We start from the raw sequence: 24828 nt of genomic DNA, 5'->3' as shown, positions 1-24828 counted from the left end.
TCAGGCGCGGCTCGGGGCCGCGTCGGTATGGGAGGTCACGGCCTGGCGTTGCGGCGGCACACTGGCCAGCAACGGTGCGAGGTCGAGATGGCTGGCGGCGACGGCGGGCGCCACCTGCCAGGGCAGTTCGCCCAGGCAGGGCACATCCAGCGCGTCGTGCAACGTGGCGATGTTCTCTTGCGGCAGCAGCATGTCGGGGTCCATGCGGTTGGCGATCCAGCCAGCCAGCCTGAGCCCGCGCGCCCGGACCGCGTCGGCAGTCAGCGTGGCGTGGTTCAGGCAGCCGAGCCGGATGCCGACCACCATCACGACGGGCAGGTCGAGCATCACGGCCAGGTCCGCCGTATTCCAGCGGGCCGCGCCCACGTCGAGCGGGACCTGGAAGCCGCCCACGCCCTCCACCACCACGGCCTGCGCGCGCTGCCGCAGCGCATCGAACGCCGCGCGGATCGGCTCGCGCGTGATGCGCACACCTTCCATGGCGGCGGCCAGGTGCGGCGACACCGGCGTGCGCAACAGGAACGGGCACATCTCCTCCTGCGGCACGATGACCGAGCACGCCGCGCGTAGCTGCTCCACGTCGTCGTTCTGCCAGCGCTCGTCGAGCCATTCGCCCCCACTGGCCACGGGCTTCATGCCCACCGTGCTGTAGCCGGCGTCATGCAGCGCATGCAGCAGCGTGGCCGTGGCGTGCGTCTTGCCGACGCCCGTGTCGGTGCCGGTGACAAAACAGGCAAAGCGGGGCGGCATGTTGTCGATGGCGCTCATGCGGCCTCCCTGTCGGAAATGCCAGCAATATCGCTGGCACCCGGCACGGCGCGCGCCACCGCATCGAGCAGCCGCTGCACATCCTCGGCCGTATGCGATGCCGACAGCGTGATCCGCAGTCGCGCGGTGCCCGCTGGCACGGTAGGCGGGCGGATGGCGCCCACGCGGATGCCGTCGGCCTCGAGCGCCGCCGACAAGGCCAGCGCGGCGGCGTTGTCGCCAACGATCAGCGGCTGGATGGCGGTTTCGCTGTCGCCAAGGGTCCAGCCCGCCTGCGCGGCCAGCCGGCCCAGCCCGTCGCGCAGTTGCGCAATCAGCTCGGCCAGGTGCGCGCGACGGCTGCGGCCTTCCTCGCCGTCGATGATGCCGAGGCTGGTCAGCAACGCATGCGCCACGGCCGGTGGCGCGGCCGTCGTGTAGATATAGGGACGCGCGGTGTTGACCAGGTGCTCGACGATCGTCGCGTGCGCGGCCACGAAGGCCCCCGCCACGCCGGCCGCCTTGCCCAGCGTGCCGATATAGACAAAACGCTCCGAGGCGAGGCCCAGATGCTCCAGCACGCCGCGACCGTTCTCGCCGAGCACGCCGAAGCCATGCGCGTCGTCGACGATGATCCACGCGTCGTGGCGTTCGGCCAGCGCCAGCAGCGCCGCCATCGGCGCCATGTCGCCGTCCATGCTGAATACGCTGTCGGTGACGATCAGCTTGAGCGGGCTCTGGCTGGCAGCCAGCAGGGCGTCCAGCGCGCCGGTGTCGCCGTGCGGGTAGCGTTGCACGTCGGCGCGCGCAAGCCGTGCGCCATCGATCAGCGAGGCGTGATTCAGCGTTTCGCAGAACAGCGTGGCGCCAGCCGTCCCCAGCGACGTCAGCACCGCGAGGTTGGCCATGTAGCCCGTGCAGAAGTACAGCGCCTGCGCCTGCGGGATGAACGGCGCCATCCAGCGTGCCAGCACGTGCTCGAGTTGCGCGTGGGCCAGCGAATGGCCGCTGACCAGGTGAGATGCGCCACTGCCCGCGCCATAGCGATAGGCGCCCTCGGCGAGCGCGTTGGCGATGGACGGATGGTTGGCCAGCCCCAGGTAGTCGTTGCTGCAGAACGTCAGCAGCGGCGTGGGGGTGGCATCGATCCCGCCGACCGACTGGTGCGGCGCGCAGGCCGTATGCGCAATGCGGCGGCGGCGCGTGAGCGACTGGGCTTCGCGCTCCGCGGCGGCGCGTGTCAGGTGTTCAAGCAGCATGGCGCACCTCCTGGATCGGGGATGCACCGAGCGGGGATGCCCCAAGCGGCGATGCACCAAGCGGGCCTGCCACGGCGTGCAGCGTGGACAGCAACTGATCACCCAGCCACTGCGCCAGCGCAGCGTCGAACACATACGGCGGCATCACATACAGCGTGGTGCCGATCGGCCGCACCAGTACGCCGCGCTCGCGCGCCGCCAGATGGAAGCGCGCGGCAAAGTCCGCGCCGGCGGCGTCCGCATCGATATCGGCGGCCCAGATCATGCCGCGCTGGCGCACGTGCGTCACGCGCGGATCGGCGGCCAGGGGGGCCATCGCGTCGGCCAGCCATTGCGCGCGGTCGCGGTTGCGGGCGATCACGTCTTCCGATTCGAACAGGTCCAGCGTGGCCAGCGCTGCGCGGCAGGCCAGCGGATTGCCGGTGTACGAATGCGAATGCAGGAAGCTGCGCGCGATGTCGTCGGCAACGAACGCGCGCTGGATCTCCGGACGCGACAACACCAGCGACAACGGCAGGTAGCCGCCGCTGATGCCTTTGGAGAGGCACAGGAAATCGGGCCACGCGTGCGCGGGCAGGGGATCACCCGCGCGTGCCTGCTCCCAGGCGAAGAACGTGCCAGTGCGGCCGCAGCCCACGGCGATCTCGTCGGCGATCAGGTGTACGCGGTAGCGGTCGCACAACGCGCGTGCGCCTTCGAGGTACAACGGGTCGTACATCGCCATGCCCGCCGCGCCCTGCACCAGCGGTTCGACGATCAGCGCGGCGATCTGGCCGGCATGCTCGCGCAACAGCGCCTCGAGTTCGACCAGCGCGCGCGCGGCCACGCCGGCCGCGGATTCGCCGGGGGCGGCCTGGCGGGCATCCGGCGACATCACCACGTGCGCACGCCGGGTCAGCGCGTCATAGGCATCGCGGAAGATCTCGACGTCGGTCACCGCCAGCGCGCCAACGGTCTCGCCGTGATAGCCGTGGCGCAGGCACACGAACTCGCGCTTGGCCGGCAGGCCGGTGTTGCGCCAGTAGTGGAAGCTCATCTTGAGCGCGATCTCCACCGCCGACGCGCCATCGGACGCGTAGAACGTATTGCCGAGCGCGCCGCCGGTCAGCGCGGAGAGCCGCTCGGCCAGCTCGACGGCGGGCGCATGCGTGCAGCCGGCCAGCATCACGTGTTCCAGCGTTTGCAGTTGTGCGGTGAGCGCGGCGTTGATGGCCGGGTTGGCGTGGCCAAACAGGTTGACCCACCATGAGCTGATGGCGTCGAAGTACCGTTTGCCGCCGGTGTCGACCAGCCACGGACCCTCGCCGCGCGCGATCGCCAGCGGCGGCTCGTTGGCGCCGGCGTCGGGGCGCAGGCGCGTGCACGGGTGCCAGACGGCGCGCTGGCTGCGCGCCGCCAGGGACGCGTCGCCGCCTGTCGGTAATGGGGAAAGGTGTTCCAAGGGGACCCTCCTTTGTTGACCGTCCGCGCAGGCGTCACGCCCGGCTGTGCCGGGGTGCGCTTGCAGGGCGAACGGATTGGGGAGGCTCATGGTAGGAAGGTCCCTGTGGACTTGGCAAACCGGGCGCCGTCAGCGCGTTGGCGACACGTTGGCGGATGTTGTGCGATCTTGGCTAGTGCAGTGCAGCATGAACCGCTCCACCACCGGCTTCTCGCCAGCAACGCCCGTCAACGGTCGATAAAAATTACTGGGGACGCCACGACGGCGTGCGCTTTTCGAGGAACGCGCGCACACCTTCGCGCCCCTCGCTGGACGAACGGATGGCGGCGATGCGGTTGGCGGTATCGGCCAGCAGATCATTGTCGATGGCCCTTCCCGCCACTTCCTGCACAAGCCGCTTGCTCTCGCGCACGGCGTTCGGGCTGTTGGCCACCAGCGCGGCGGCAATCTCGGCCACGCGCGCGTCGAGCCCCGAGACGGGCACCACCTCATGGACAAAGCCAATCCGCAGGGCCTCGGCGGCGTCGAAGCGCTCGGCCGTGATGAAGTAGCGGCGCGCGGCCTGCTCGCCCATCGCACGGATCACATAGGGGCTGATGGTGGCCGGCAGCAGGCCCAGGCGCGCCTCCGACAGGCAGAAGCTGACGGGCTCCGCAGCCACGGCGATATCGCACGCCGCCACCAGCCCGACCCCGCCGGCGTAGGTATCGCCATGAATCCGCGCGATCACGGGCTTGGGGCAGACCCAGATGGTGTGGAGCATCTGCGCCAGCGTCAGCGCGTCGGCGCGGTTCTCGTCGTCCGAGTAGCCGGCCATCTTCTTCATCCAGTTCAGGTCCGCGCCCGCGCAGAACGCCGGGCCGTTGCCGGCCAGCACGATGGCGCGTACTTCGGGCGTGTCGCCCAGCGCGCGGAAGGCGCCGGTCAGTTCCGCGATGACGGTCTCGTTGAACGCGTTACGCACGTCGGGCCGGTTCAGCGTGATCGTGGCGACGTGATGGGCGGCAGTGACCGTGAGCGTGGTGAAATTCATGTCTCTCTCCGATGACGGATGTTGTCGTGCGTATCTCAGGAGGCGCGATCCGTCGACGACCCGCGCCCGGCAGGATCGGCGGCGTCCGGCGTGCGATCGAACGGCAGGCCGAGCTGGCGGAAGAATGTTTCCACCTCCGGCAGCCAGATCGCGATGCCGTTTCGGCTGCTGAACAGCCGATGCGAATCACCCTCGAACTCGCCCACGTCCACGAACCGCGCATCGGCGGCGGCGCCCGTGGCATGGGCCTTGTAGTTGTTGAACATGCGCTCGGGCAACGGCCACGGCCAGTAGCTGTCGTTGTCGCCGTACACCCAGAGCGAGGGATAGCGCGCGCCGCGGCCATATTCGCCGAACGCGTCGACCAGATTGCCTTCCCAGCCCACGCAGTTGTCGTTGCGCAGGCCGCCGGCGAAGTTCACGACGCCGCGCACGCCCGGATAGCCGATCGTGGACAACGCCATGGTCGACAGGCCGCCATGCGACTGCCCGATCACGATGATCCGCGTGGGGTCCACGTACGGTTGCCGCACGAGGTAATCGAGCGCGGCCACCACGTCCTCCGCCTGCATCATGCCGTTGTCGCGCACATTGCAGCCGCCGCCGATATACGCGCCGCCGGACTTCGAGAAGCCCTGGCGCATCGGCAGGGCCACGACGTAGCCGCGCCGCAGGAACTCCGCGGTCTGCGCGGCAAAGCGCGCGCGGCCCTGGAAGGCCGGCTTGCCTGGCGCCTTGCCGTGATTGATCACGACCAGCGGATAGCGCCCGTCGCCGGCCGGACGAAAGATCGTCGTCTCCAGATCCACCGAGAAGAGCGCGCCGGCCTTCGGCACCATCACGACCTGCTCGATCGTGCGCGGCGGCAACGGCGCCTGCGCGACAGCCGTGCCGTGCTGCGCGAGGCAGACCAGCGCGGCAATGCCGAAAACGATGGAGGCAAGTCGGGACATGATGACGATGGATACCAGGTGCGTGCGTCGGCCGTTACATGCGGAACACGCCGAACTTCATGTCGCCGATCGGCGCATTGAGGCTCGCCGACAGGCCCAGGCCGAGTACGGTGCGCGTCTGCGCCGGATCGATGACGCCGTCATCCCACAGCCGTGCGCTGGCGTAGTACGGGTGCCCCTGGTGTTCGTACTGGTCGCGGATCGGCGCCTTGAACGCCTCCTCCTCCTCCGCGCTCCACTGGCCACCGCGACCCTCGATGCCGTCGCGGCGCACCGTGGCCAGCACGCTGGCGGCCTGCTCACCACCCATCACCGAGATCCGCGCGTTCGGCCACATCCACAGGAAACGCGGCGAATACGCGCGGCCGCACATGCCGTAGTTGCCGGCGCCGAACGACCCGCCGATGATGACCGTGAACTTGGGCACCTGCGCCGTGGCCACGGCCGTCACCATCTTGGCGCCGTTGCGCGCGATGCCTTCGTTCTCGTACTTGCGGCCGACCATGAAGCCGGTGATGTTCTGCAGGAACACCAGCGGGATCTTGCGCTGGCAGCACAGTTCGATGAAGTGGGCGCCCTTGAGCGCCGACTCCGAGAACAGGATGCCGTTGTTGGCGATGATGCCGACCGGGTAGCCCCAGATGCGCGCGAAGCCGCAGACCAGCGTGGTGCCATAGCGCGCCTTGAATTCGTCGAAATCGGAACCATCGACCAGCCGCGCGATGACTTCGCGCACGTCGTACGGCTTGCGGGTATCCGTCGGAATCACGCCATAGAGTTCCTCGGGCGGATACAGCGGCTCCACGGGCTCGTGCAGGCGGATCTGGTCCGGCTTGCGGCGGTTCAGGTGCTGGACGATATTGCGTGCCAGCGACAGCGCGTGGTGATCGTTCTGCGCGAAGTAGTCGGCCACGCCGGAGAGCCGCGTGTGCACATCCGCACCGCCCAGGTCCTCGGCGCTGACTTCCTCGCCGGTGGCCGCCTTCACCAGCGGCGGGCCGCCCAGGAAAATCGTGCCCTGGTTCTTGACGATGATCGACTCGTCGCTCATGGCCGGCACGTAGGCGCCGCCCGCCGTGCACGAACCCATCACCACGGCGATCTGCGGAATGCCCTGCCGGGAGAGGTTGGCCTGGTTGTAGAAGATGCGGCCGAAGTGGTCGCGGTCCGGAAACACGTCATCCTGGTTCGGCAGGTTGGCACCGCCGGAATCCACCAGGTAGATGCAGGGCAGATTGTTCTGCTCGGCGATCTCCTGTGCACGCACGTGCTTCTTGACGGTCAGCGGGTAGTACGTGCCGCCCTTGACCGTGGCGTCGTTGCAGACGATCACGCATTCCTGGCCGGCCACGCGGCCGATGCCGGTGATGATGCCCGCGCCGGGGGCCGCATCGTCGTACATGTCGTACGCGGCCAGCTGGGACAGTTCCAGGAACGGCGTACCCGGGTCCAGCAGTTGTTGCACGCGGTCGCGTGGCAGCAGCTTGCCGCGCGACAGATGCTTGGCGCGCGCGTCTTCGCCGCCGCCCTCGGCCAGCTTCGCGATCTTCTGCTTGAGATCGGCCACCAGCGCCTGCATGGACTCCGCGTTCGCCTTGAAGGCTTCGGAGCGGGCGTTCAGTTTGGTTTCCAGCGTGGGCATGTCTCTTCCTGTTTTGTCTTGATCCCGGAGCGCCGCAGGCGGCACGATCCACATGATTCGGGCGTCGTTGCCGGCGTTGCCACACTCCCTTGCCTTACCACTTGTACTGCCTGCGGCCGCGTCCGGCGAGAACCGCTATCGCTTCATCCTGACAAGCGCCTCCATGAGCCGGAGTCAGTATTTCTCCATCATCTCGCCATCGACGTAAAGCCAGCGCGGCGTGGTGCCAGCCTCGCGCGGCTCGAACACGAAACGGCTGCGCTCATGCAGCCGCCATGCACGGCCGCCCACCTTGTAGCGCGCGACGAACTCCACCGTGGCATGCGTATCGTCCTGCTGCGCATGCGCCTTGACTGCCAGCCCGAGCCAGCGCGTACCCGTATCGGCGGCCAGGTCGCCCGGGCAGGTGGTGGCGTGCCAGGTCTGGCGCAACCAGTCGAGGTTGTTCAGCACATAGGCGCTGTAGCGCGAGCGCATCAGGGCCTCGGCGTTGGGGGGCATCACCTCGCCGCGATGGAAGCGGCCGCAGCACGCCGCATAGTCGGCGTTGCCGCACGGGCAGGGCTCGGCGCTGGCGCGCGGCGGGCGACGCGCGCTCATCCGATCAGCTCCGGCAGGTCGCGCATGTCGGTGAAGACCGTCTTGACGCCGGCCGCACGCAGTTCGTCCGCGTTGGTGCGCGCGGCGTAGCCAAACACGGTCATGCCCGCGGCGACCCCCGCCGTGACGCCGGTGGGGCTGTCCTCGACGACCGCGCAGCGCGACGGGTCCACGCCCATCGTGCGGGCGGCCAGCAGGTACACATCGGGCGCCGGCTTGCTGTGCTCGACCTCGGTGGCGGTGAAGATGTGCTCGCGCGCATCGCCGTCGGTGAACAGGTCGATCAGCGCCGTGTGCCCGAGTTGCAGCTTGACCTTGATACGGTCCGCGCCAGACGCCACGCAAACCGGCAGGCCGCTTGCCTTGATAGCCTCGATCGTCGGGCGGATGTGCGGCACCGCTTCCAGTTCCTCGATCAGCGCGGCATCGCGCCGCACGAACCACTCGGACAGGAAATTGCGCGACAGTGGCTTGCCGAGGCGCGCCTCGATGTTGCCCAGCTCGTCCCGCACGGCCTTGCCGAGGAACCAGCGCGTGGACTCCTCCAGCGTGATCTCGATGCCCAGTTCGTTGAGCACGCGGTTCAGCACGCGATGGACGATGGGCTCGCTGTCGACGAGCACGCCGTCGCAGTCGAAGATGACACAATCAAAGCGTGCGGGCTGGTTTGCTGCGGTCATGCGGGTTTCTTTTCCTTGGTGATGTCGTTGCCGCCGACGGCGCGCAGTTCGGTCTGCCGACGGCTCTTCAGATGTTGCTCGACCTGGTCGAAGCGATCGAAGCCCCAGAACGGTTCGCCGTCGATGATGACGAACGGGGACCCGAAGACGCCCTTGGCCATCGCCACGTCGATCTCGGCCTTCAGCTGGTCCTTGATCTGGTAGCTCGTGGCGCCTTCATTCATGGCGATCGGGTCGATGCCGAGCGCCTCGGCCAGCCTGGCCAGCTCCGCGGGCTCGGCGATATTGATGTCATCGACGAACAGCGCGCGATAGACCGCCTTGGCGAAGGCCGTGGCCTTGTCCGCGCCGTGCTGGTTGTGCAGCCACAGCATCGCGCGCGCGGCATGCTGCGTCGGCAGCGGGAAATGCGTGGGCCGCTTGTAGTCGATGTCGTGGAACTGCGCCGTGCGCTCGAAGTCGCGCCAGCAGTATTCGCCCTTGAGCGGAATGCTCGGCAGCGGCGAAGACCCCGTGGTCTTGAACACCACCCCCAGCAGGATCGGATGCCACACCACGTAGCGGCCGTGCTTCTGCGCGATCTCGTCGATGCGGGTGCTGGCGAAGTAGCCGTAGGGCGAGGAAAAATCGAAGTAGAAATCGATCGGTGCGGTCATGGCGAGCGGGCTCCGGTTCAGGATTCAGTGACGACTGGGCTAACGGTGCTGCGTCTTTCTGTGCTGCGTCCTTCGGGTCTTCTTCTTGCGGGGCGAATCCGTGCGCGGCGCGTCAGCCGAGCGCGCGGGCGATCAGGATCTTCTGGATGTCGCTGGTGCCTTCGTAGATCTGGCAGACGCGCACATCACGATAGATCCGCTCGACCGGGAAATCATTCACGTAGCCGTAGCCGCCGAACACCTGGATGGCATCCGAGCAAACGGCCTCGGCCATTTCGCTGGCGAACAGCTTGGCCATCGCGGCCTCTTTCAGGCAGGGGCGTCCGGCATCCTTGAGCGCGGCGGCGTGCCACACCATCTGGCGGGCCACATCGATGCGCGTCGCCATGTCGGCCAGGCGGAACTGCACGGCCTGATGCTGGAACAGCGGCTGACCGAAGCTCTCGCGCTCCTTGGCGTAGGCCAGCGCGGCCTCGAACGCGGCGCGCGCCATGCCGATGCTCTGCGAGGCAATGCCGATGCGGCCGCCCTCGAGGCCGGACAGCGCCATCTTGTAGCCGGCGCCCTCCTCGCCCAGCAGGTTCGCGGCGGGGATGCGGCAGTCCTCGAACACGATCTGCGCGGTGTCCGACGAATGCTGGCCCAGCTTGTCTTCCAGGCGCGCGACGATGTACCCCGGCGTGGCGGTCGGCACCAGGAAGGCGCTGATGCCGCGCTTGCCGGCGGCCTTGTCGGTGACCGCCATGACGATCGCCACATCGGCATGCTTGCCGCTGGTGATGAACTGCTTCACGCCGTTCAGCACGTAGTGGTCGCCGTCGCGCCGGGCCGTGGTGCGCAGCGCCGATGCATCCGAGCCCACGTGCGGCTCGGTCAGGCAGAACGCGCCGAGCATCTCGCCACGCGCCAGCGGCACCAGCCACTGCTGCTTCTGCGCATCGTCGGCAAACGACATCAGCATGCTGCACACCGGGCAGTTGTTCACGCTGATGACCGTGGAGGTGCCGCCATCGCCGGCCGCGATCTCTTCCAGGATCAGCGCCAGCGACAGGTAGTCGAGCCCGGCACCGCCGAGTTCTTCCGGCACGGCCACGCCATAGGCGCCCAGCGCCGCGAGTTCCTTGTGGACGTCCTTGGGAAACGTCTTGTCGCGGTCCCACTGCGCCGCCTGCGGCGCGATGACTTCCTGCGCGAACTGCCGGACGGCGTCGCGGATCATTTCCTGTTCGGGGGTCAGCAGCATGTCGTCTTACCAGGGGATGGCGGTGCCATCGTAGTTGTGGAAGCTGCCGTTATCGCGATGGGTCACGCCGGCCAGCACGCGGCGCATGCCGGACACGCTCTGCCGCGCCGTGATATCGGCCTTCGGGCCGCCCATGTCGGTCTGCACCCAGCCGGGATGCAGCGCCACGCAGGTCGCATGACGCGCATCGAGCGAGATCGATTTCAGCGCGGCATTGGCCGCCGCCTTGCTGACGCGATAGAGCCAGCTGCGATTGCTGTCCATCGCGCTGATGCTGCCCATGCGGGACGACAGCACGGCAAGCACGCCGCCGCGCCCCTGGTTGCCGGTCTCGACGAACGGCAGCATCACCGGCAGCGCCATCATCGCGCCCAGCACGTTGGTGTGCATCACGGCATCGAAGTCCTCGCGCGTGACCGGTTGCGCGCCTTCCGTGCGCGGGCCGATCACGCCGGCGTTGTAGATCGCCACGTCCAGCGATTCGCCGTCCAGCTTCCAGCCCAGTCCCGCCATGGCGGCGGCATCGGTCACGTCCAGCTTGTGGGCTTCCGCGCCGAGGGCCTTGAGTTCCGCCACGCCTTCATCGCTGCGCGCGGCAGCGATCACGCGCCAGCCATCGGCACGATACTGGCGGACAAACTCGAGACCCAGACCGCGCGATGCGCCAAGGACGAGGGCTGTGGGCATGGAGAGACTCCTGTTCTTCGATGTGGGTGGAGGGATCAGAGCAGTTCGATACCGACCGCGGTGGCCTCGCCGCCGCCGATGCACAGGCTGGCCACGCCCCGCTTGCCACCGGTCTTGCGCAGCGCGCCGATCAGCGTGGTCATGATGCGTGCGCCCGATGCGCCAATCGGATGGCCCAGCGCGCAGGCGCCGCCGTGGATGTTGACCTTCTCGCGCGGAATCCTGAGGTCGTGCATCGCGGCCATCGGCACCACGGCAAAGGCTTCGTTGATCTCGAACAGGTCGACACTGTCGCTGTTCCAGTCGAGCTTGCGATACAGCTTGGAGATGGCTTCCACCGGCGCGGTGGTGAACCAGCCCGGCGCCTGCGCGTGCGAGGTGTGGCCAAGCATGCGGGCCAGCGGCTGCAGCCCCAGCGCCTTCGCGGTGGATTCGCGCATCATCACCAGCGCGGCCGCGCCGTCATTGATCGACGACGACGAGGCGGCCGTGATGGTGCCGTCCTTGGCGAAGGCGGGCTTCAGCGAGGGAATCTTGTCGACCTTGATGCGGCGCGGGCCTTCGTCGGTGTCGATCACCGTGTCGCCGGCCTTGCCGGACACCGTCACCGGGGCGATCTCCCAGCGGAAGTCGCCGCGCTCGGTGGCCTGCTGCGCGCGGCGCACCGATTCCATCGCAAAGGCATCCTGCGCCTCGCGCGTGAACTGGTACTTGGCGGCACAGTCCTCGCCGAAGGTGCCCATCGCGCGGCCTTTGTCGTACGCGTCCTCCAGGCCATCCAGCATCATGTGGTCGTAGATCATGCCGTGGCCGATGCGATAGCCGCCGCGCCCCTTCGGAATCAGGTACGGCGCGTTGGTCATGCTCTCCATGCCGCCGGCCACGGCGATCTCGAACGAACCCGCCAGCAGGCCGTCGTGGACGGTCATCGCGGCGCGCATGCCGGACCCGCACATCTTGTTGACGGTGGTACACGCCACGTCCAGCGGCAAGCCCGCGCCCAGGGCCGCCTGACGGGCCGGGGCCTGGCCCTGGCCGGCTGGCAGCACGCAGCCGAACACCACTTCCTGAATCTGCTCGGGCTTCAGCCCCGCACGCTCGACGGCGGCGCGAATCGCGGCGGCACCGAGCTGGGGAGCCGTCACGCTGGCGAGTTCTCCCTGGAACGCACCCATCGGGGTGCGGGCGGCGGATACGATAACGATCGGGTCTTGCATGTCGGTCTCCTGAAGGCGGGGGGGTGGCCCGGGATGTCGGAATCAGCGGATCGATGCTTGTGGCGGATCGCCGAACTGGCGGTAGGCGGCGGCCAGTTGCGCCTGAAGTTCATCGTTGCTGCTGGCGGCCATGCCGAGGTCGCGCAGCAGGCCGTCGGACACGCCGTAGACCCAGCCATGCACGGTCAGGGCCTGGCCGCGGTCCCAGGCGTCCTGCAGCACCGTGGTCTGGCAGACGTTGTTGACCTGCTCGATCACGTTCAGCTCGCACAGGCGCGTGTGGGCGTCGTCCTCGCGCAGCACCGTGCCGAGATAGGCCGAGTGCTTGTCGGCCACGTCCTGCACGTGGCGCAGCCAGTTGTCGGCCAGGCCGACGCGCTGGCGCTTGAGTGCCACCTTCACGCCACCGCAGCCGTAGTGGCCCACCACGGTGATGTGGCGCACCTTGAGCACATCCACCGCGAACTGCAGCACGGACAGCGCGTTGAGGTCGCTGTGCGAGATCACGTTGGCGATGTTGCGGTGGACGAAGACCTCGCCCGGTGCCAGGCCGAGGATCTGGTTGGCGGGCACGCGCGAATCGGAACAGCCGATCCACAGGTATTCCGGTGCCTGCTGGTTGGCGAGGCGCGTGAAGAACGTGGGGTCTTCCGCGTTGACGCGGTCCACCCATTCGCGGTTGTTGCGGAACAGCTGGGCGATGGCGTCACTCATGCTGCCCTCCTTGCGAGATCTGTTGCAGGCTGGCCCGCGCCGGGGCCGTAGCGATTGATGAAGCGCTCTTTACTGTCGTAGGCAAAAAAGTCATGGACATGTCCGGCCAGCAGCCGGTCTTTGTGGTGCTGCCACATGGTGGCGTCAAAGAAATCTTCGTGATGCCGCAGGAAGGCGGCGCGCACGCGGAGGTCCCCCAGCAGGAAGGTGCGATAGGTCTCCGGAAAGATATCGTGCGGATGTACGGTGTACCACACCTCGCCGGACATTTCCTCTTCCTCGTTGCGGGGTTCCGGCACGCGGCGGATATTGCAGTCGGTCAGGTACTCGATCTCGTCATAGTCGTAGAACACCACGCGGCCATGGCGCGTCACGCCGAAGTTCTTGTAGAGCATGTCGCCCGGGAAGATGTTCGCGGCGATCAGCTCCTTCACGGCGTTGCCATATTCGATGATGCCGTGCTCCACCTGCTCGTCGGTGCCCTCCTGCAGCCAGAGGTTCAGCGGCGTCATGCGGCGCTCGATATAGACGTGGCGCACGACGATTTCCTCGCCACCGTCCTTGCCACGCTGATATTCGATCATCGACGGCGCGTGCTGGTGGAGCTCGCGCACCAGCGCCTCGTCAAAGCGCGCCAGCGGGAAGGCCACGTCCGAGTATTCGAGCGTATCGGCCATGCGGCCCACGCGATCGTGCTGCTTCACGAGCTGGTACTTCGACTGTACCAGTTCGCGCGTGGTTTCCTTCGGCGCCGGAAAGAAGTCCCGGATGACCTTGAACACGTACGGGTATGACGGCAGCGTGAACACCAGCATCACCAGCCCCTTGATGCCGGGCGCGCTGATGAACTTGTCCGACGAGTGCTGCAGGTGGTGCAGGAAGTCCCGGTAGAACAGGTTCTTGCCCTGCTTCTGCAAACCCAGGGACGTGTAGATTTCCGCGCGCGATTTGCGGGGCAGGAGGTCGCGCAGGAAAGTCACGTAGGCCGACGGGATCTCCATGTCGACCATGAAATAGGCGTGCGCGAACGAAAACAGGATCAGCAGCTGTTCCTGGCGCAGCAGCACCGTGTCCAGCATCAGCTTGCCGGACGGGCCGTGGATGATCGGGATTGCCAGCGGATAGGTCTGGTCGCCATTGAGCACGCGGCCGATGATGAATGCCGACTTGTTGCGGAAGAACAGCGACGACAGCGTGTGTACCTGGAAATTTGGGGCGATCCGGAACTCGCCGAAGTGCTCGGTCACGGCGCGCACCACGTAGCCGATGTCGCGCGTGAGGTCCTCGAATGGTCGCTCGAGCTGGTAGTTGTGGACGACCCGCTCGAAGCAGGCGGCCATGCCTTCGCGGCTGCCCGGGTAGTAGGCCCGGAACGTCGGCCGGGTCGGCGATTCCTCGTTCTCGATGTACTCGGTCGAGATCGCCGGCCGCACGAAGATGAAATCGTTGTTGAAGTACGAACGGTGCAGCAGCCGCGTGCAGACCGAGTTGAAGAACGTCTCGGCCAGTTCCGGCTGATGATGCTTGGTCAGCAGTCCGATGTAATGCAGCTTGATCTGCTGCCAGATGCCGTCCTCGATGCGCTCGGCGTCGTATTCCTCTTGCAGGATCAGGCTGGTTTCGCGCACGCGCTCGTTGTAGAACGCGATGCGGTCGCGCTGCAGTTGCTGCAGGCCATGCCAGTCGCCCGCCTCGAAGCGGAGCTTGGCCGCATGGCTGACTTCCCGGAACAGGCGATAGTGCTTGTCGAACCCGTCCAGCATGGTCCGCGCCACATCGTAGGCAATCTGCGACGAGAGCAGCTTGGGGAAGTGCGACATGACTCGGACGGGCAGAGGATGGCGGTCAGGAGATTGTATGCGCGTTCGGTGGCCGCTTCCGCGCCCCACCGAACGGCGCTTGCATCACATTGTTTCGGAGAAAAGCTCGCGGCCGATCAGCATCCGGCGGATCTCCGACGTGCCGGCACCGATCTCGTACAACTTGGCATCGCGCCACAGGCGACCGGTCGGGTAATCGTTGATGTAGCCGTTGCCACCGAGGATCTGCACGGATTCGCCGGCCATCCAGGTCGCTTTTTCCGCGGTGTACAGGATCACGGCGGCGCAATCCTTGCGCACCTGGCGCACGTGCCCGGAGCCCAGCGCGTCGAGGTTCTTCCCCACCGTATAGAGGTAGCTGCGGGCGGCCTGCAGCGTGGTGTACATGTCCGCCACCTTGCCCTGGATCAGCTGGAATTCGCCGATGCTCTGGCCGAACTGCTTGCGGTCATGGATATACGGCGTGATGACATCCATGCAGGCCTGCATGATGCCGACCGGGCCGCCGGACAGCACGGCGCGCTCATAGTCGAGCCCGCTCATGAGCACCTTGGCGCCACCGTTCTCCGCGCCGAGGATGTTCTCGATGGGCACTTCGACGTCCTGGAACACCAGCTCGCCCGTATGGGAACCGCGCATGCCCAGCTTGTCCAGCTTCTGCGCGACCGAAAAGCCCTTCATGCCCTTTTCGACGATGAAGGCGGTCATGCCGCGCGCGCCCAGGTCCGGCTCGGTCTTGGCGTAGACCACCAGCACATCGCAGTCCGGACCGTTGGTGATCCACATCTTGGTGCCGTTGAGCACGTAGCGGTCGCCCTTGAGATCGGCCCGCAGCTTCATGCTGACCACATCCGACCCGGCGTTGGGCTCGCTCATCGCCAGCGCGCCGATCCATTCGCCCGAGACCAGCTTGGGCAGGTACTTCGCCTTCTGGGCAGCCGAGCCGTTGCGGTGGATCTGGTTCACGCACAGGTTCGAGTGAGCGCCGTAGGACAACCCCACCGACGCCGACGCGCGGCTGATCTCCTCCATGGCGATCATATGGGCCAGGTAGCCCATGTTGGCGCCGCCGTATTCCTCGGCCACCGTGATCCCCAACACGCCGAGGTCGCCCATCTTCTTCCAGGCGTCCATGGGGAACTGGTCGGTCCGGTCGATCTCGGCCGCACGGGGCGCCAGCTCCGTCTGGGCCCAGCCGCGCACGGATTCGCGCAGCATCTCGATGTCCTCGCCCAGATCGAATCTCAGGCCTGGCAGTTCGGTCATGTTGGTCTCCTGTCGGTATGGGTATGGTGTCGTCCGGATATTCTATTGACGTTTACGTAAACGTCAATTGAAACCGGTGTGTCGGGCAAAAAAGTGGCGAATCAGGCCGTACCGGTCTTGGCGTGGCCATGGGCGTGTGACGCCAGCAGGGACTTGCACTGGCGCTCGTGCTGATCGATCTCGGCTAGTTGGGCCTGCAGGTCCTCCATTTGCCGCTCCAGCGTCCGGCGGTGCTGGGCCAGCGAGTGCAGGAAGCGCTCAAGCTGGGGCGCGGTGTCGCGGGGCGATTCGTAGAGATCCAGAATTTCGCGGATTTCATTGAGAGTGAGCCCTAACCGCTTGCCCCGTAGTGTCAGTTTGAGGCGGGTCCGTTCGCGGCCGTTATAGACGCGCTTGCGGCCGCCCGGGCCTTCGCGGTCCGGCGACAGCAGGCCCTGATCCTCATAGAACCGGATGGCGCGAGGGGTGACGTCGAACTCGCGCGCGAGGTCGGTGATCGTGTAAGTGGCGGAAGATGGCTGTGCCGGCATGGTGCGCCCAGAAAAGTGAACGGTCGTTCGTTGCGCGATCAACTTTTCGTCTAAGATTGAGAATCGTGATGCGCGAATTGACGTTAACGTTAGCGTCAACTGCGGCGCCTGACAATGACCCTGACAAGAGCGCAGCCCGATGCGCCAGATTGACGAGACATTCCCCATGAACGCACTCGAACACCAGCTTCAATACCCGTTTGGCGACACCATGCCGGAGCCCGGCACCCGGCAGGAAGTGGCACCCGGCGTCTACTGGCTGCGCATGCCGCTGCCCTTCGCGCTGGACCATATCAACCTGTGGCTCGTGCGCGACCATCTGGATGGCCGGGACGGCTGGACCATCATCGATTGCGGCATCACCAACGACACCATCAAGACCCACTGGGAAACCATCTTCGCCAACGAGCTGGAGGGCCTGCCGGTACTGCGCGTGCTGGTGACCCACTGCCACCCGGACCACGTGGGGCTGGCGCACTGGCTGTGCAAGCACTGGAACGTGCGGCTGTGGATGAGCCTGGGCGACTACATGTCCGCGCGCGTGATGGCCGGCGGCTCGGGCGTCGGCTCGAACGCGGGCGGAGATTTTGCCGCAAGCCACTTTGCCCGCCATGGGCTCGTGGATCCGGACAACCTGGAAAAGCTGCGCGCCCGCAAGAGCTACTACCCGTCGCTGGTGCCCGACCTGCCCACGCAATACCGTCGCCTGATGGATGGCGACACGGTCTCGATCGGCACCGATCCGGCCACGTCCGCCTGGCGCGTCATCACGGGTTACGGCCACGCCCCGGAACATGTCGCGTTGTTCAACCCGGCGACCCATGTGCTGATTTCCGGGGACATGGTGCTGCCGCGGATCTCGACCAACGTGAGCGTGTTCGACATGGAGCCCGAGGCCAATCCGCTGCAGCTCTACCTGGATTCGCTCGGCAAGTACGCCGACCTGCCCGAGGATGTGAAGATCCTGCCGTCGCACGGCCGGCCGTTCCAGAACCTGCATATCCGCATCCGGCAACTGCAGGAGCACCACGTCGATCGCCTGGCCGAAACACTGGCCGCCTGCGCGGAAAAGCCGTGCAATGCGCACGACATCGTCGGCGTGATCTTCCGGCGCCAGTTCGACATTCACCAGCTGACGTTCGCGATGGGCGAAGCGCTGGCGCACTTGCACGCGCTCTGGCATCGCGGCGAGCTGGTGCGGGAATGCGGCGATGACGGCGTGATCCGCTTCCGCAAGAAATGATTCAGCCGTCGTTGCGCAGCCTGGCCAGAATCGCTATCGCTTCGTTCTGATAGCGCCTCTAGGGCCAGAGCCCTCAAGGCCCGACACCCAGACGCCCCGGCATCCGTCGGGGCGTTTGCATTTCAGAACCCTTCCGCGAGCGTCTTCAGATAGCGCACCCCGGCGACGGCCCGGCTGCCGTACCACGACAGCATTTCCCCGTCGACCAGCATCACCGGCTTGCCGAGCTGACGCTCCAGCGCATCGGCGTGGTCTTCGGTGAATCGATAGGGCTCGGTCGACAGCAGCACGGCATCGAGGTCCCGCACGAGCGCGTCGCTCCAGCGGAAGGTCGGATAGCGTTCGCCCGGCGCATTGGGACGGCTGCAGTCGCCATCGACGCAGGCCGCCAAGTCCGCGCTGTCGTCCGGCCACGTGGCCCAGTTCACCAGCGCGAGCATCCGGCTGATGTAGGTGGCGCGCGAAACCGTCATCCATGGGTCCTGCCAGATCGCGTAGAGCACGCGACGGGCGGGCCACGACCTGGCGCGGATGCTGTCGAGTTCGGCCTGCAGGGCCGTTACCAGCGCTTCCGCCTGCGGCTGGCGACCAAAGATCCCGCCGAGGAGCCGGTACAGCGCGACGTTGTCTTCCGGCGTGCAGGGATGGGTCACGATCACGTGCGGCACGAACGTGCGAATCTCGTCGACGGTGTCGCGGCGATTCTCGTCGATGTTGACCACCACATGCGTCGGCGCGAGGTCGCGCAGCTTGTCGAGCCTGACGTCCTTGGTGCCGCCGACCTTGGCCACGGCACGCACGGCAGGCTCGGGATGGATGCAGAAGCCGGTGCGCGCCACCATCCGGTCGGCAAGATCCAGGTCGAACAGCAGCTCCGTCACCGACGGCACCAGCGATGCGATCCGCACCTCGCCGGCAGCGACGGCGTGCGACTGCCCGATCGCGTCCGTCCACATCACGCGCTCCCGGACCGGCGCGGCTTGCGCGGCGCACGGGCGAACAGCGCGTCGTAGAGCCATAGCGGCATCACGTGCAGGATCGACGCCACCACGCCCATTGGCCACGGAATCACCGTGTAGCGCGTGCCTGCGGCGATCCTTCGCACGGCCTTGCGGGCGAAGACGTCGGCGTCCATCAGGAACGGCATCCGGTACGGGTTGCGCGCGGTCATCGGCGTGCGAATGTAGCCCGGTGCGATCGTCACCACGCGGATCCGATGACGCGTCTGCTCCAGCCGCAGGCTTTCCAGCAGTTTGACCACGGCGGACTTCGAGGCGCTGTACGCCCCGCCACCCGGCAGGCCGCGCACACCGGCCACGCTGGCGATGCCGACCAGCGTGCCCCGCCAGCCGCCGGCCCCGGGCGCGCGCTCGCGCATCGGATTCAGGAACGGCTGGAACGTCGTCAGCACGCCAAACCAGTTGGTATCCATGACCGTGCGGAATACCTCCAGGTCCTCACGCTCGCTGGCGACGGTGCCCACCGATATGCCCGCATTGGCGATCACCACGTCCGGGCAACCGAAGTGGGCCAGGAAATCCGCGGCGGCATCGCCCATGGCGTCGGCATCGCGCACATCCACGGCATACACGCGCACGGCACCGGGATTGGGCAGGGATGCGGCGAATTCGCGCAGCGCATCCTCGCGCCGGCCCACCAGACCCAGTACGGCGCCTTGCGCGGCATAGGTACGGGCCAGTGCCTGGCCAATGCCGCTGGAGGCACCGGTAAGGAAGACTTTCAGGGCTTGCATCGGATCAATATAGCGAACTCGGGAATGGATGAATGGCATGGCCACATGGCAAAACGGCCCGGCGCACTGAAACGTGCACCGGGCCGTCGGGGATCACACGCCAGGTGGCTGCGACAATTTGCCACGGCCTCCGCCGCAGCACGCCTGCCAGCCGATGGCGATCAGAGCTTCTTGTCGCGGACGCCCGTGACCAGGAAGTCCATGGCCTGGATGGCCGCCGGCTTGGTGCCGGCGATGGACGGCGAGGTCTCGTACTTGCCCTGCACCACCACCGTCGGCACGCCGTCGATCTTGTAGGCATCGGCAATCTTGTTGGCGCGCTGCGAATTGGTGGTCACCGAGAACGAGTTGTAGGTGTCCAGCCACTGCTTGCGGTCGATGCCGTTCTTGGCCATGAAATCGGCGATTTCGTCCGTGGACAGCATGCGCTTGCGGTCCTTGTGCATCGCATCGAAGACCTTGCCGTGCAGGGCCTCCAGCTTGCCCAGCGATTCCAGCGCATAGAAGATCTTCGTGTGCGGCAGCAGGTCTTCGCGGAAAGCCACCGGCACGCGCTTGAACACCACATCCTTGCCCTGCTTCTTCACCCAGGCTTCGAGTTCCGGCTCGAAGTCGTAGCAATGCGGGCAGCCGTACCAGAAGAACTCGGTCACCTCGATCTTGCCGGCGGGCACGGGCTGCGGGGACTTCAGCACCGTGTAGTCCTTGCCCTCCGTCGGCGCGGCCATGGCGGCGGGGGCGGTCATCAGCAGGCCGCTGACAGCGGCAAGCGTGGCAAACAGGGCGGCGATTTTCTTCATCTTTGAAGGGCCTTCTGGTTAGGCAGGATAGTTAAGCGAGGTGAACGACGGATCGAACTCAGCGTATGACCGCGGCACCGGGTTCCGGTTCACCGCGGCCGCCAGCCATCTTACTGCTTGGTAAAGCGGATCACGGACGCTTCGAAACCCGCCGACTGCAGGCGGTCCCGGGCGCGGTTCATTTCCTCGATGCGGTTGAACGGCCCAAGTCGAACGCGATACATCTTCACGCCGTTGACATCACGGTCGGTCACCTTGGCCTCGAAGCCCTGCATGGCCAGGTTGGCTTTCTGGCGATCGGCGTCATCCTGCGACCGGAAGGCCCCGACCTGCAACAGATAGCCGACCTTGTTGGCATCGGCCTGCGCGATTTCGGCAATCGGGTCCGCCACCGGCTTCTCCGCCGGACGCGTGGCAGGCTTTTCCGCCGGCTTCGACGCCTCGGCCGGCTTGCCGTTGGGCACCTCCGTCGGGCGGGTCACCGCCACGGGCGGCTGCTGCGGCGCGGGGGCCGACGGCTGGGCGGCCTCGGGCGGCTGGCCCACCGGCTTGGCCGGGGTCTTGCTCCACAACGGCTTGTTGGGATCGCTCTGCGCTTCGCCCTGCTGCTGCGGTTGCTGCGCCGGATTGGGCAGCGTGCTGGCCACGTTGCCGGGCTCGCTCGGCCGGGGCGCGCTGCTGCCGTTGCCGCCCTTCTGCTGGAACGGCGCGGGCGACTTGGTGATGTACAGGGCGACCACCACGGCGATGGCCAGGCCGACGATCAGCCCGAGCACCAGGCCCAGGAACGTACCGCCGCGCTGCATCCGGACGGGGCGGTGCGGGCGCGGATCGCGCTTGCGTTGCTGTTGCATGAAGTCCTCTTCGGTGTTGCCGGGGATTATAGAGCCAGTCCCGTGGGGTGCTGTCTCATATTGGCCTGAAATTCCGAAACGGCGACCACCCCCGTGGCGGGCCCGGCGCGCGACGCGGCTGCACGACGACACGCCGCGCCGCCGCTTCGCGCATCGCTCAGTTGGCCGGGGCTTCCCGGTCCATGCGCTGCGGCGCGGAGACGCCGATCACGGCCAGGCCGTTCTTCAGCACCTGGCGCGTGGCGGCCAGCAGCGCCAGTCGCGCGCGCTTGACCGCTTCATCGTCCACCAGCACGCGGTCGGCGTTGTAGAAGGCGTGGAAGTCGCCGGCCAGGTCGCGCAGGTAGAACGCCACGGCGTGCGGGGCCAGTTCCGTCGAGGCGGCGGCCAGCATGTCCGGGAATTCGGCCAGGCGGCGGCCCAGGGCGATGGCCTGCGGGCTCACGTCCGCGGCGGTCACCGCGGCCAGGTCGGCGCCGGCCAGCTCCGGCAGGCGGGCTTCCCAGTCCGCGCCGCCCCATGCCTCGAAGATCGAGCAGATCCGGGCGTGGGCGTATTGCACGTAGTACACCGGGTTTTCATCGTTCTGCTTCAGCGCCAGGTCCACGTCGAACACGAATTCGGTGTCGGCCTTGCGCGACAGCAGGAAGAAGCGCACCGCATCGCGGCCGCGCGTGAAGTGCGCAGGCCAGTCGGCCACGCCCGCTTCCAGGCAGCCGCGGATAGTCTCGTCGCCGCCGTTGCTCCATTCGATCAGGTCGCGCACGGTCACGTACGAACCGGCACGCTTGGAGATCTTCACCTCCTCGCCGTTCTTCATCACGGTGACCATCTTGTGCAGCACGTAGTCCGGATAGCCCTGGGGAATGCCCAGGTCCAGGCCCTGCAGGCCGGCGCGCACGCGGGCGATGGTGCCGTGGTGGTCGCTGCCCTGCACGTTGATGACCTTGGCGAAACCGCGCTCCCACTTGGTGGTGTGGTACGCCACGTCCGGCACGAAATACGTGTAGGTGCCGTCCGTCTTCTTCATGACGCGGTCCTTGTCGTCGCCGTCATCGGTCGTGCGCAGCCACAGGGCGCCTTCGTTCTCGTAGGTCTTGCCCTTGGCGACCAGCGACTGCACGGCGGCATCCACGCGGCCGTCGCTGTAGAGCGACGACTCCAGGTAGTAGCGGTCGAACTTCACGCCAAAAGCCTGCAGGTCGATGTCCTGCTCGTTGCGCAGGTAGGTCACCGCGAACTTGCGGATCGACTCGATATCCTCGATGTTGCCGGACGCCATCACGGGCTCGCCATCGGAGGCGGCGACGGTCTTGCCGGCCAGGAAATCGGCGGCGATGTCGGCGATGTAGTCGCCGTTGTAGGCGGCCTCGGGCCAGCCGTCATCCCCCGGCTTCAGCCCGCGCGCGCGGGCCTGGACGGAGATCGCGAGCGTCTGGATCTGCACGCCGGCGTCGTTGTAGTAGAACTCGCGATGGACCGCCCAGCCCTGCCAGGCCAGCAGGTTGGCCAGCGCGTCGCCCAGCGCGGCCTGGCGGCCGTGGCCCACGTGCAGCGGGCCGGTGGGGTTGGCGGAAACGAATTCGACCAGCACCTGGCCATGCTCGCCGGCCGGCCGGGCGCCGAAACGGTTGCCTTCGGCCAGGATGGCGCGCAGCACGTCGGCGCGGGCGGCCGGCGTCAGGCGCAGGTTGATGAAGCCGGGGCCGGCGATTTCCAGCGCGGCCACCAGCGCGGACGCGCGGGGATCGGCCTTGACGGCGTCGACGACCTTCTGGGCCAGTTCGCGCGGGTTGCTCTTGAGCGCGCGGGCCACCTGCATGGCGATGTTGCAGGCCAGGTCGCCGTGGGCGGCCGCCTTGGGACGCTCGAAGGTGACCGCGGGCAGGGCGGCGTCGGCCGGGGCGAGCGCGCGTACGGCGTCCGTGAACGCGGCGGCAAGATTGGAGGTCTGAACTGGCAGCATGGATCTCTGGGCCCTGAGGCCGGGTGCGTCCGGCACCGCGGGGGTCGCTCACGATCGCGGCGGCCAGGGATGGCCGGCATGTGAACGCCGCGTCGCGTGACCGGCTCTGGAATTCGGGAAACGCGGAATTTTATCAGGTGCTATGCTGACATCATGCGACGACTCGTGTGCTTCGCGCGCGGGTATCGCCACTCGTGAAAGGAAACATCATGCTGATCACCTTCAAATCCCACGCGGCGCAAGACCTGATCATGATGAAGGATCTTGCCATGACGCTGCTTGGCATCATCGGCAAGCATCTGGGCGAACGCGGGGTGATCACAACCGAAGAGCTGCCGCGCGCCATCCAGAAGCTGGAAGCCGCCGTCCAGGACGCCAGGAAGGTTCACCCTGCCGACACCTCCGTCCATCCCGGCAAGGATGACGATCAGGAGGAAGAGCCGCTGCACCTTGGCCAGCGCGCCTACCCGTTCCTCGACATGTTGCGCGCCTCGCAGAAGGAAGGCACCGACGTGATGTGGGGCGTCTGACCCGCTGACCGATCCGGGCGTCGCCTTAAGCGGCGCCCCTATGCGTCGCGTTGTGCGGCGCCTGCCCCCCTACTATCCCCGCGCCGGGTCTCCGGCGCGCCAGCCCCGCCCAGCCGCCTCCCCCTCCCAGCCCCGTCTGACCCCGCCGGGCATCCTGCCCGTTTTCCACCCGATTCCCGCGCCTCGCCCATTGCCGGAAAGCCGATGGAAGCCGTCAGCCCTCGCCTTGGGGATCGGGGCCGGCGCGCGCAAAAAAAAGCCCGGTCGCCGTGTTAGGGTGACCGGGCGTCCCGGACCAGGGAGATATCCGGAAAGGGGGTTCTGCTACAGGGGTAAAGCGAAAAACGGTTGATGCGACGGAGATCGTCGACGGAAAACGGCTACTCGCCCCGGCGGCCGGCCAGCAGCAGACCGATGAAGGCACCTGCCAGCGCGGCCAGTCCCACGGCCTTCAGCGGCGAATCCACCACGCGTTGACGACCGTGATCCACGGCCACGTCCACCTGGTCGCGCGCCCAGTGCATCCCGTCGGCGCCGCGCGCACGCACGCGGTCCGCCATGTCCTGGGCGCGCATGCGCAGGCGGCGGCCGGCGGCCATGCTTTCCGCCGATCCTTCGTGTGCCAGCACATCGATCGTCTGCTGGAGCTGGGCGATCAGCGCGCGTACTTCGTCAGATACCGGACCGGCGGCGTCGCGCGCGGCATCGCGGGTATCGCGGGCGGCATGTTTGATCTGCCGTACGGCCGCGTCGGCGTTGTCGTGCAGATGATTGATTTCCTTCCGGACTTTGGGGTTCTGCGTGAGCATAGGTACTCCTCTATTCGGATGTGAGGCCCGCGAAGCAAAGCGAGGCCCACTGGCAGCACTGCTGCCAGTCAACTCCCCCCGGCGGGCGGATGCGGGTCGCCGCGCTCCCTATCGTCCTCGACGGAGCAGGCCCATGACGAAGGTCACCAGCGCCACGATCAGGAAGATGAAGAACAGGATCTTCGCGATTTCCACGGCGCCGGCGGCAATACCGCCAAAGCCGAAGATCGCGGCGATCAGGGCGACGATGAAGAAAACGAGTGCGTAGTGCAGCATGGCCAGTCTCCCGAGGTTAGCGGGCGCACCGGCGGGTGGTGCGTCCGGCTTGCGCCACGGTGCGCAAGCTCATAGCCTCATCCTAGGGTCCGTCCCCGGCAGGCAGTAC

The 24828-nt window shown here is 67.0% G+C and carries 25 protein-coding genes; 2 read left to right on the top strand and 23 right to left on the bottom strand.

Translation table 11 applies throughout. The features are described from left to right. From bioD to BLR29_RS06195, 16 genes are all read right to left on the bottom strand, one after another. The gene (bioD, locus tag BLR29_RS06270) at positions 1–768 is read right to left on the bottom strand and encodes a dethiobiotin synthase (protein WP_255371122.1); all 768 of its coding nucleotides are present in this window, start codon (positions 766–768) and stop codon (positions 1–3) included. Continuing rightward, on the bottom strand, positions 765–2006 hold the full coding sequence (gene bioF, locus BLR29_RS06265; RefSeq protein ID WP_092135556.1) for an 8-amino-7-oxononanoate synthase: 1242 nt from the start codon (positions 2004–2006) through the stop codon (positions 765–767). The genes bioD and bioF overlap by 4 nt, the downstream gene beginning before the upstream one ends. Beyond that, positions 1996–3447: an adenosylmethionine--8-amino-7-oxononanoate transaminase gene (bioA, locus tag BLR29_RS06260; protein ID WP_092135554.1), complete on the bottom strand. Its 1452-nt coding sequence runs from the start codon at positions 3445–3447 to the stop codon at positions 1996–1998. The genes bioF and bioA overlap by 11 nt, the downstream gene beginning before the upstream one ends. A 244-nt stretch (positions 3448–3691) precedes the next feature. After that, positions 3692–4480, bottom strand: a complete 789-nt coding sequence (locus BLR29_RS06255; RefSeq protein ID WP_092135553.1) for an enoyl-CoA hydratase/isomerase family protein — start codon at positions 4478–4480, stop codon at positions 3692–3694. A 35-nt stretch (positions 4481–4515) separates the two neighbouring features. Continuing rightward, positions 4516–5433, bottom strand: a complete 918-nt coding sequence (locus tag BLR29_RS06250) for a dienelactone hydrolase family protein (protein WP_176860892.1) — start codon at positions 5431–5433, stop codon at positions 4516–4518. Between the two features lie 34 nt (positions 5434–5467). After that, positions 5468–7075, bottom strand: coding sequence for a carboxyl transferase domain-containing protein (locus tag BLR29_RS06245; RefSeq protein WP_092135550.1), 1608 nt, complete (start codon positions 7073–7075; stop codon positions 5468–5470). Between the two features lie 174 nt (positions 7076–7249). Further along, the gene (locus BLR29_RS06240) at positions 7250–7675 is read right to left on the bottom strand and encodes a YchJ family metal-binding protein (RefSeq protein WP_092135548.1); all 426 of its coding nucleotides are present in this window, start codon (positions 7673–7675) and stop codon (positions 7250–7252) included. Continuing rightward, the gene (locus BLR29_RS06235) at positions 7672–8355 is read right to left on the bottom strand and encodes an HAD family hydrolase (RefSeq protein WP_092135546.1); all 684 of its coding nucleotides are present in this window, start codon (positions 8353–8355) and stop codon (positions 7672–7674) included. The genes BLR29_RS06240 and BLR29_RS06235 overlap by 4 nt, the downstream gene beginning before the upstream one ends. After that, positions 8352–9011 carry a 2-hydroxychromene-2-carboxylate isomerase gene (locus BLR29_RS06230; RefSeq protein ID WP_092135545.1) on the bottom strand — a complete coding sequence of 220 codons (660 nt, stop codon included), beginning with the start codon at positions 9009–9011 and terminating at the stop codon, positions 8352–8354. Before BLR29_RS06230 ends, BLR29_RS06235 begins: the two co-directional genes overlap by 4 nt. 112 nt (positions 9012–9123) lie before the next feature. Continuing rightward, positions 9124–10254 carry an acyl-CoA dehydrogenase family protein gene (locus tag BLR29_RS06225; RefSeq protein WP_092135543.1) on the bottom strand — a complete coding sequence of 377 codons (1131 nt, stop codon included), beginning with the start codon at positions 10252–10254 and terminating at the stop codon, positions 9124–9126. A 6-nt stretch (positions 10255–10260) separates the two neighbouring features. Next, positions 10261–10941: an SDR family oxidoreductase gene (locus tag BLR29_RS06220; protein ID WP_092135542.1), complete on the bottom strand. Its 681-nt coding sequence runs from the start codon at positions 10939–10941 to the stop codon at positions 10261–10263. Positions 10942–10976: 35 nt separating this feature from the next. After that, on the bottom strand, positions 10977–12158 hold the full coding sequence (locus tag BLR29_RS06215) for an acetyl-CoA C-acetyltransferase (RefSeq protein ID WP_092135540.1): 1182 nt from the start codon (positions 12156–12158) through the stop codon (positions 10977–10979). A gap of 42 nt (positions 12159–12200) precedes the next feature. Further along, positions 12201–12872, bottom strand: a complete 672-nt coding sequence (gene can / locus BLR29_RS06210; protein WP_092135539.1) for a carbonate dehydratase — start codon at positions 12870–12872, stop codon at positions 12201–12203. Beyond that, on the bottom strand, positions 12869–14692 hold the full coding sequence (aceK, locus tag BLR29_RS06205) for a bifunctional isocitrate dehydrogenase kinase/phosphatase (protein WP_092135537.1): 1824 nt from the start codon (positions 14690–14692) through the stop codon (positions 12869–12871). The genes can and aceK overlap by 4 nt, the downstream gene beginning before the upstream one ends. An 84-nt stretch (positions 14693–14776) precedes the next feature. Beyond that, the gene (locus BLR29_RS06200) at positions 14777–15958 is read right to left on the bottom strand and encodes an isovaleryl-CoA dehydrogenase (protein WP_092135535.1); all 1182 of its coding nucleotides are present in this window, start codon (positions 15956–15958) and stop codon (positions 14777–14779) included. Between the two features lie 101 nt (positions 15959–16059). Beyond that, positions 16060–16488 carry a MerR family transcriptional regulator gene (locus tag BLR29_RS06195; RefSeq protein ID WP_092135534.1) on the bottom strand — a complete coding sequence of 143 codons (429 nt, stop codon included), beginning with the start codon at positions 16486–16488 and terminating at the stop codon, positions 16060–16062. A 166-nt stretch (positions 16489–16654) separates the two neighbouring features. Between BLR29_RS06195 and BLR29_RS06190 the strand changes: the two genes are divergently transcribed. After that, positions 16655–17731, top strand: coding sequence for an MBL fold metallo-hydrolase (locus BLR29_RS06190; RefSeq protein WP_092135532.1), 1077 nt, complete (start codon positions 16655–16657; stop codon positions 17729–17731). A 122-nt stretch (positions 17732–17853) separates the two neighbouring features. Here BLR29_RS06190 and BLR29_RS06185 read toward each other — a convergent pair whose 3' ends face one another. The 5 genes from BLR29_RS06185 to argS all read right to left on the bottom strand — a co-directional run bounded on the left by BLR29_RS06185 (position 17854) and on the right by argS (position 23104). Next, positions 17854–18687, bottom strand: a complete 834-nt coding sequence (locus BLR29_RS06185) for a helical backbone metal receptor (RefSeq protein WP_092135531.1) — start codon at positions 18685–18687, stop codon at positions 17854–17856. Continuing rightward, complete coding sequence (locus BLR29_RS06180; protein WP_092135529.1) at positions 18687–19484, bottom strand: SDR family oxidoreductase; 798 nt, start codon at positions 19482–19484, stop codon at positions 18687–18689. The genes BLR29_RS06185 and BLR29_RS06180 overlap by 1 nt, the downstream gene beginning before the upstream one ends. A 161-nt stretch (positions 19485–19645) precedes the next feature. Then, positions 19646–20284 (bottom strand): thiol:disulfide interchange protein DsbA/DsbL, encoded by a 639-nt coding sequence (locus BLR29_RS06175; protein WP_092135528.1) that lies wholly within the window; start codon positions 20282–20284, stop codon positions 19646–19648. Positions 20285–20394: 110 nt separating this feature from the next. Then, positions 20395–21138 (bottom strand): SPOR domain-containing protein, encoded by a 744-nt coding sequence (locus BLR29_RS06170; RefSeq protein ID WP_092135526.1) that lies wholly within the window; start codon positions 21136–21138, stop codon positions 20395–20397. 157 nt (positions 21139–21295) lie between these two features. Further along, positions 21296–23104 (bottom strand): arginine--tRNA ligase, encoded by a 1809-nt coding sequence (argS, locus tag BLR29_RS06165; protein ID WP_092135525.1) that lies wholly within the window; start codon positions 23102–23104, stop codon positions 21296–21298. Positions 23105–23313: 209 nt separating this feature from the next. Between argS and BLR29_RS06160 the strand changes: the two genes are divergently transcribed. Continuing rightward, a complete protein-coding gene (locus BLR29_RS06160) occupies positions 23314–23634 on the top strand; it encodes a DUF1840 domain-containing protein (RefSeq protein WP_092135523.1) in 321 nt (106 codons plus the stop codon). A gap of 380 nt (positions 23635–24014) precedes the next feature. Here the strand turns inward: BLR29_RS06160 and BLR29_RS06155 are convergent, their stop codons facing one another. Both BLR29_RS06155 and BLR29_RS06150 read right to left on the bottom strand, forming a co-directional pair. Further along, entirely contained in the window at positions 24015–24443 is a 429-nt protein-coding gene (locus tag BLR29_RS06155) for a DUF883 family protein (protein WP_092135522.1), read from the bottom strand. Between the two features lie 108 nt (positions 24444–24551). Continuing rightward, entirely contained in the window at positions 24552–24719 is a 168-nt protein-coding gene (locus tag BLR29_RS06150; protein ID WP_092135520.1) for a DUF1328 domain-containing protein, read from the bottom strand. Between the last annotated feature and the right edge of the window lie 109 nt (positions 24720–24828).

Origin of the sequence: Cupriavidus sp. YR651 (assembly GCF_900101625.1) — a bacterium.
Classification (GTDB): Bacteria; Pseudomonadota; Gammaproteobacteria; order Burkholderiales; family Burkholderiaceae; genus Cupriavidus.
Note: the sequence above shows the minus strand (reverse complement) of the source record. Positions and strands in the feature narration are given on the sequence as shown.

Bases quoted from the DNA above. Each gene is read 5' to 3' on its own strand.
- bioD (WP_255371122.1), bottom strand. From the start codon at position 768: ATGAGCGCCATCGACAACATGCCGCCCCGCTTTGCCTGTTTTGTCACC.
- bioF (WP_092135556.1), bottom strand. From the start codon at position 2,006: ATGCTGCTTGAACACCTGACACGCGCCGCCGCGGAGCGCGAAGCCCAG.
- BLR29_RS06255 (WP_092135553.1), bottom strand. From the start codon at position 4,480: ATGAATTTCACCACGCTCACGGTCACTGCCGCCCATCACGTCGCCACG.
- BLR29_RS06250 (WP_176860892.1), bottom strand. From the start codon at position 5,433: ATGTCCCGACTTGCCTCCATCGTTTTCGGCATTGCCGCGCTGGTCTGC.
- BLR29_RS06245 (WP_092135550.1), bottom strand. From the start codon at position 7,075: ATGCCCACGCTGGAAACCAAACTGAACGCCCGCTCCGAAGCCTTCAAG.
- BLR29_RS06240 (WP_092135548.1), bottom strand. From the start codon at position 7,675: ATGAGCGCGCGTCGCCCGCCGCGCGCCAGCGCCGAGCCCTGCCCGTGC.
- BLR29_RS06235 (WP_092135546.1), bottom strand. From the start codon at position 8,355: ATGACCGCAGCAAACCAGCCCGCACGCTTTGATTGTGTCATCTTCGAC.
- BLR29_RS06230 (WP_092135545.1), bottom strand. From the start codon at position 9,011: ATGACCGCACCGATCGATTTCTACTTCGATTTTTCCTCGCCCTACGGC.
- BLR29_RS06225 (WP_092135543.1), bottom strand. From the start codon at position 10,254: ATGCTGCTGACCCCCGAACAGGAAATGATCCGCGACGCCGTCCGGCAG.
- BLR29_RS06220 (WP_092135542.1), bottom strand. From the start codon at position 10,941: ATGCCCACAGCCCTCGTCCTTGGCGCATCGCGCGGTCTGGGTCTCGAG.
- BLR29_RS06215 (WP_092135540.1), bottom strand. From the start codon at position 12,158: ATGCAAGACCCGATCGTTATCGTATCCGCCGCCCGCACCCCGATGGGT.
- can (WP_092135539.1), bottom strand. From the start codon at position 12,872: ATGAGTGACGCCATCGCCCAGCTGTTCCGCAACAACCGCGAATGGGTG.
- aceK (WP_092135537.1), bottom strand. From the start codon at position 14,692: ATGTCGCACTTCCCCAAGCTGCTCTCGTCGCAGATTGCCTACGATGTG.
- BLR29_RS06200 (WP_092135535.1), bottom strand. From the start codon at position 15,958: ATGACCGAACTGCCAGGCCTGAGATTCGATCTGGGCGAGGACATCGAG.
- BLR29_RS06195 (WP_092135534.1), bottom strand. From the start codon at position 16,488: ATGCCGGCACAGCCATCTTCCGCCACTTACACGATCACCGACCTCGCG.
- BLR29_RS06190 (WP_092135532.1), top strand. From the start codon at position 16,655: ATGAACGCACTCGAACACCAGCTTCAATACCCGTTTGGCGACACCATG.
- BLR29_RS06185 (WP_092135531.1), bottom strand. From the start codon at position 18,687: ATGTGGACGGACGCGATCGGGCAGTCGCACGCCGTCGCTGCCGGCGAG.
- BLR29_RS06180 (WP_092135529.1), bottom strand. From the start codon at position 19,484: ATGCAAGCCCTGAAAGTCTTCCTTACCGGTGCCTCCAGCGGCATTGGC.
- BLR29_RS06175 (WP_092135528.1), bottom strand. From the start codon at position 20,284: ATGAAGAAAATCGCCGCCCTGTTTGCCACGCTTGCCGCTGTCAGCGGC.
- BLR29_RS06170 (WP_092135526.1), bottom strand. From the start codon at position 21,138: ATGCAACAGCAACGCAAGCGCGATCCGCGCCCGCACCGCCCCGTCCGG.
- argS (WP_092135525.1), bottom strand. From the start codon at position 23,104: ATGCTGCCAGTTCAGACCTCCAATCTTGCCGCCGCGTTCACGGACGCC.
- BLR29_RS06160 (WP_092135523.1), top strand. From the start codon at position 23,314: ATGCTGATCACCTTCAAATCCCACGCGGCGCAAGACCTGATCATGATG.
- BLR29_RS06155 (WP_092135522.1), bottom strand. From the start codon at position 24,443: ATGCTCACGCAGAACCCCAAAGTCCGGAAGGAAATCAATCATCTGCAC.
- BLR29_RS06150 (WP_092135520.1), bottom strand. From the start codon at position 24,719: ATGCTGCACTACGCACTCGTTTTCTTCATCGTCGCCCTGATCGCCGCG.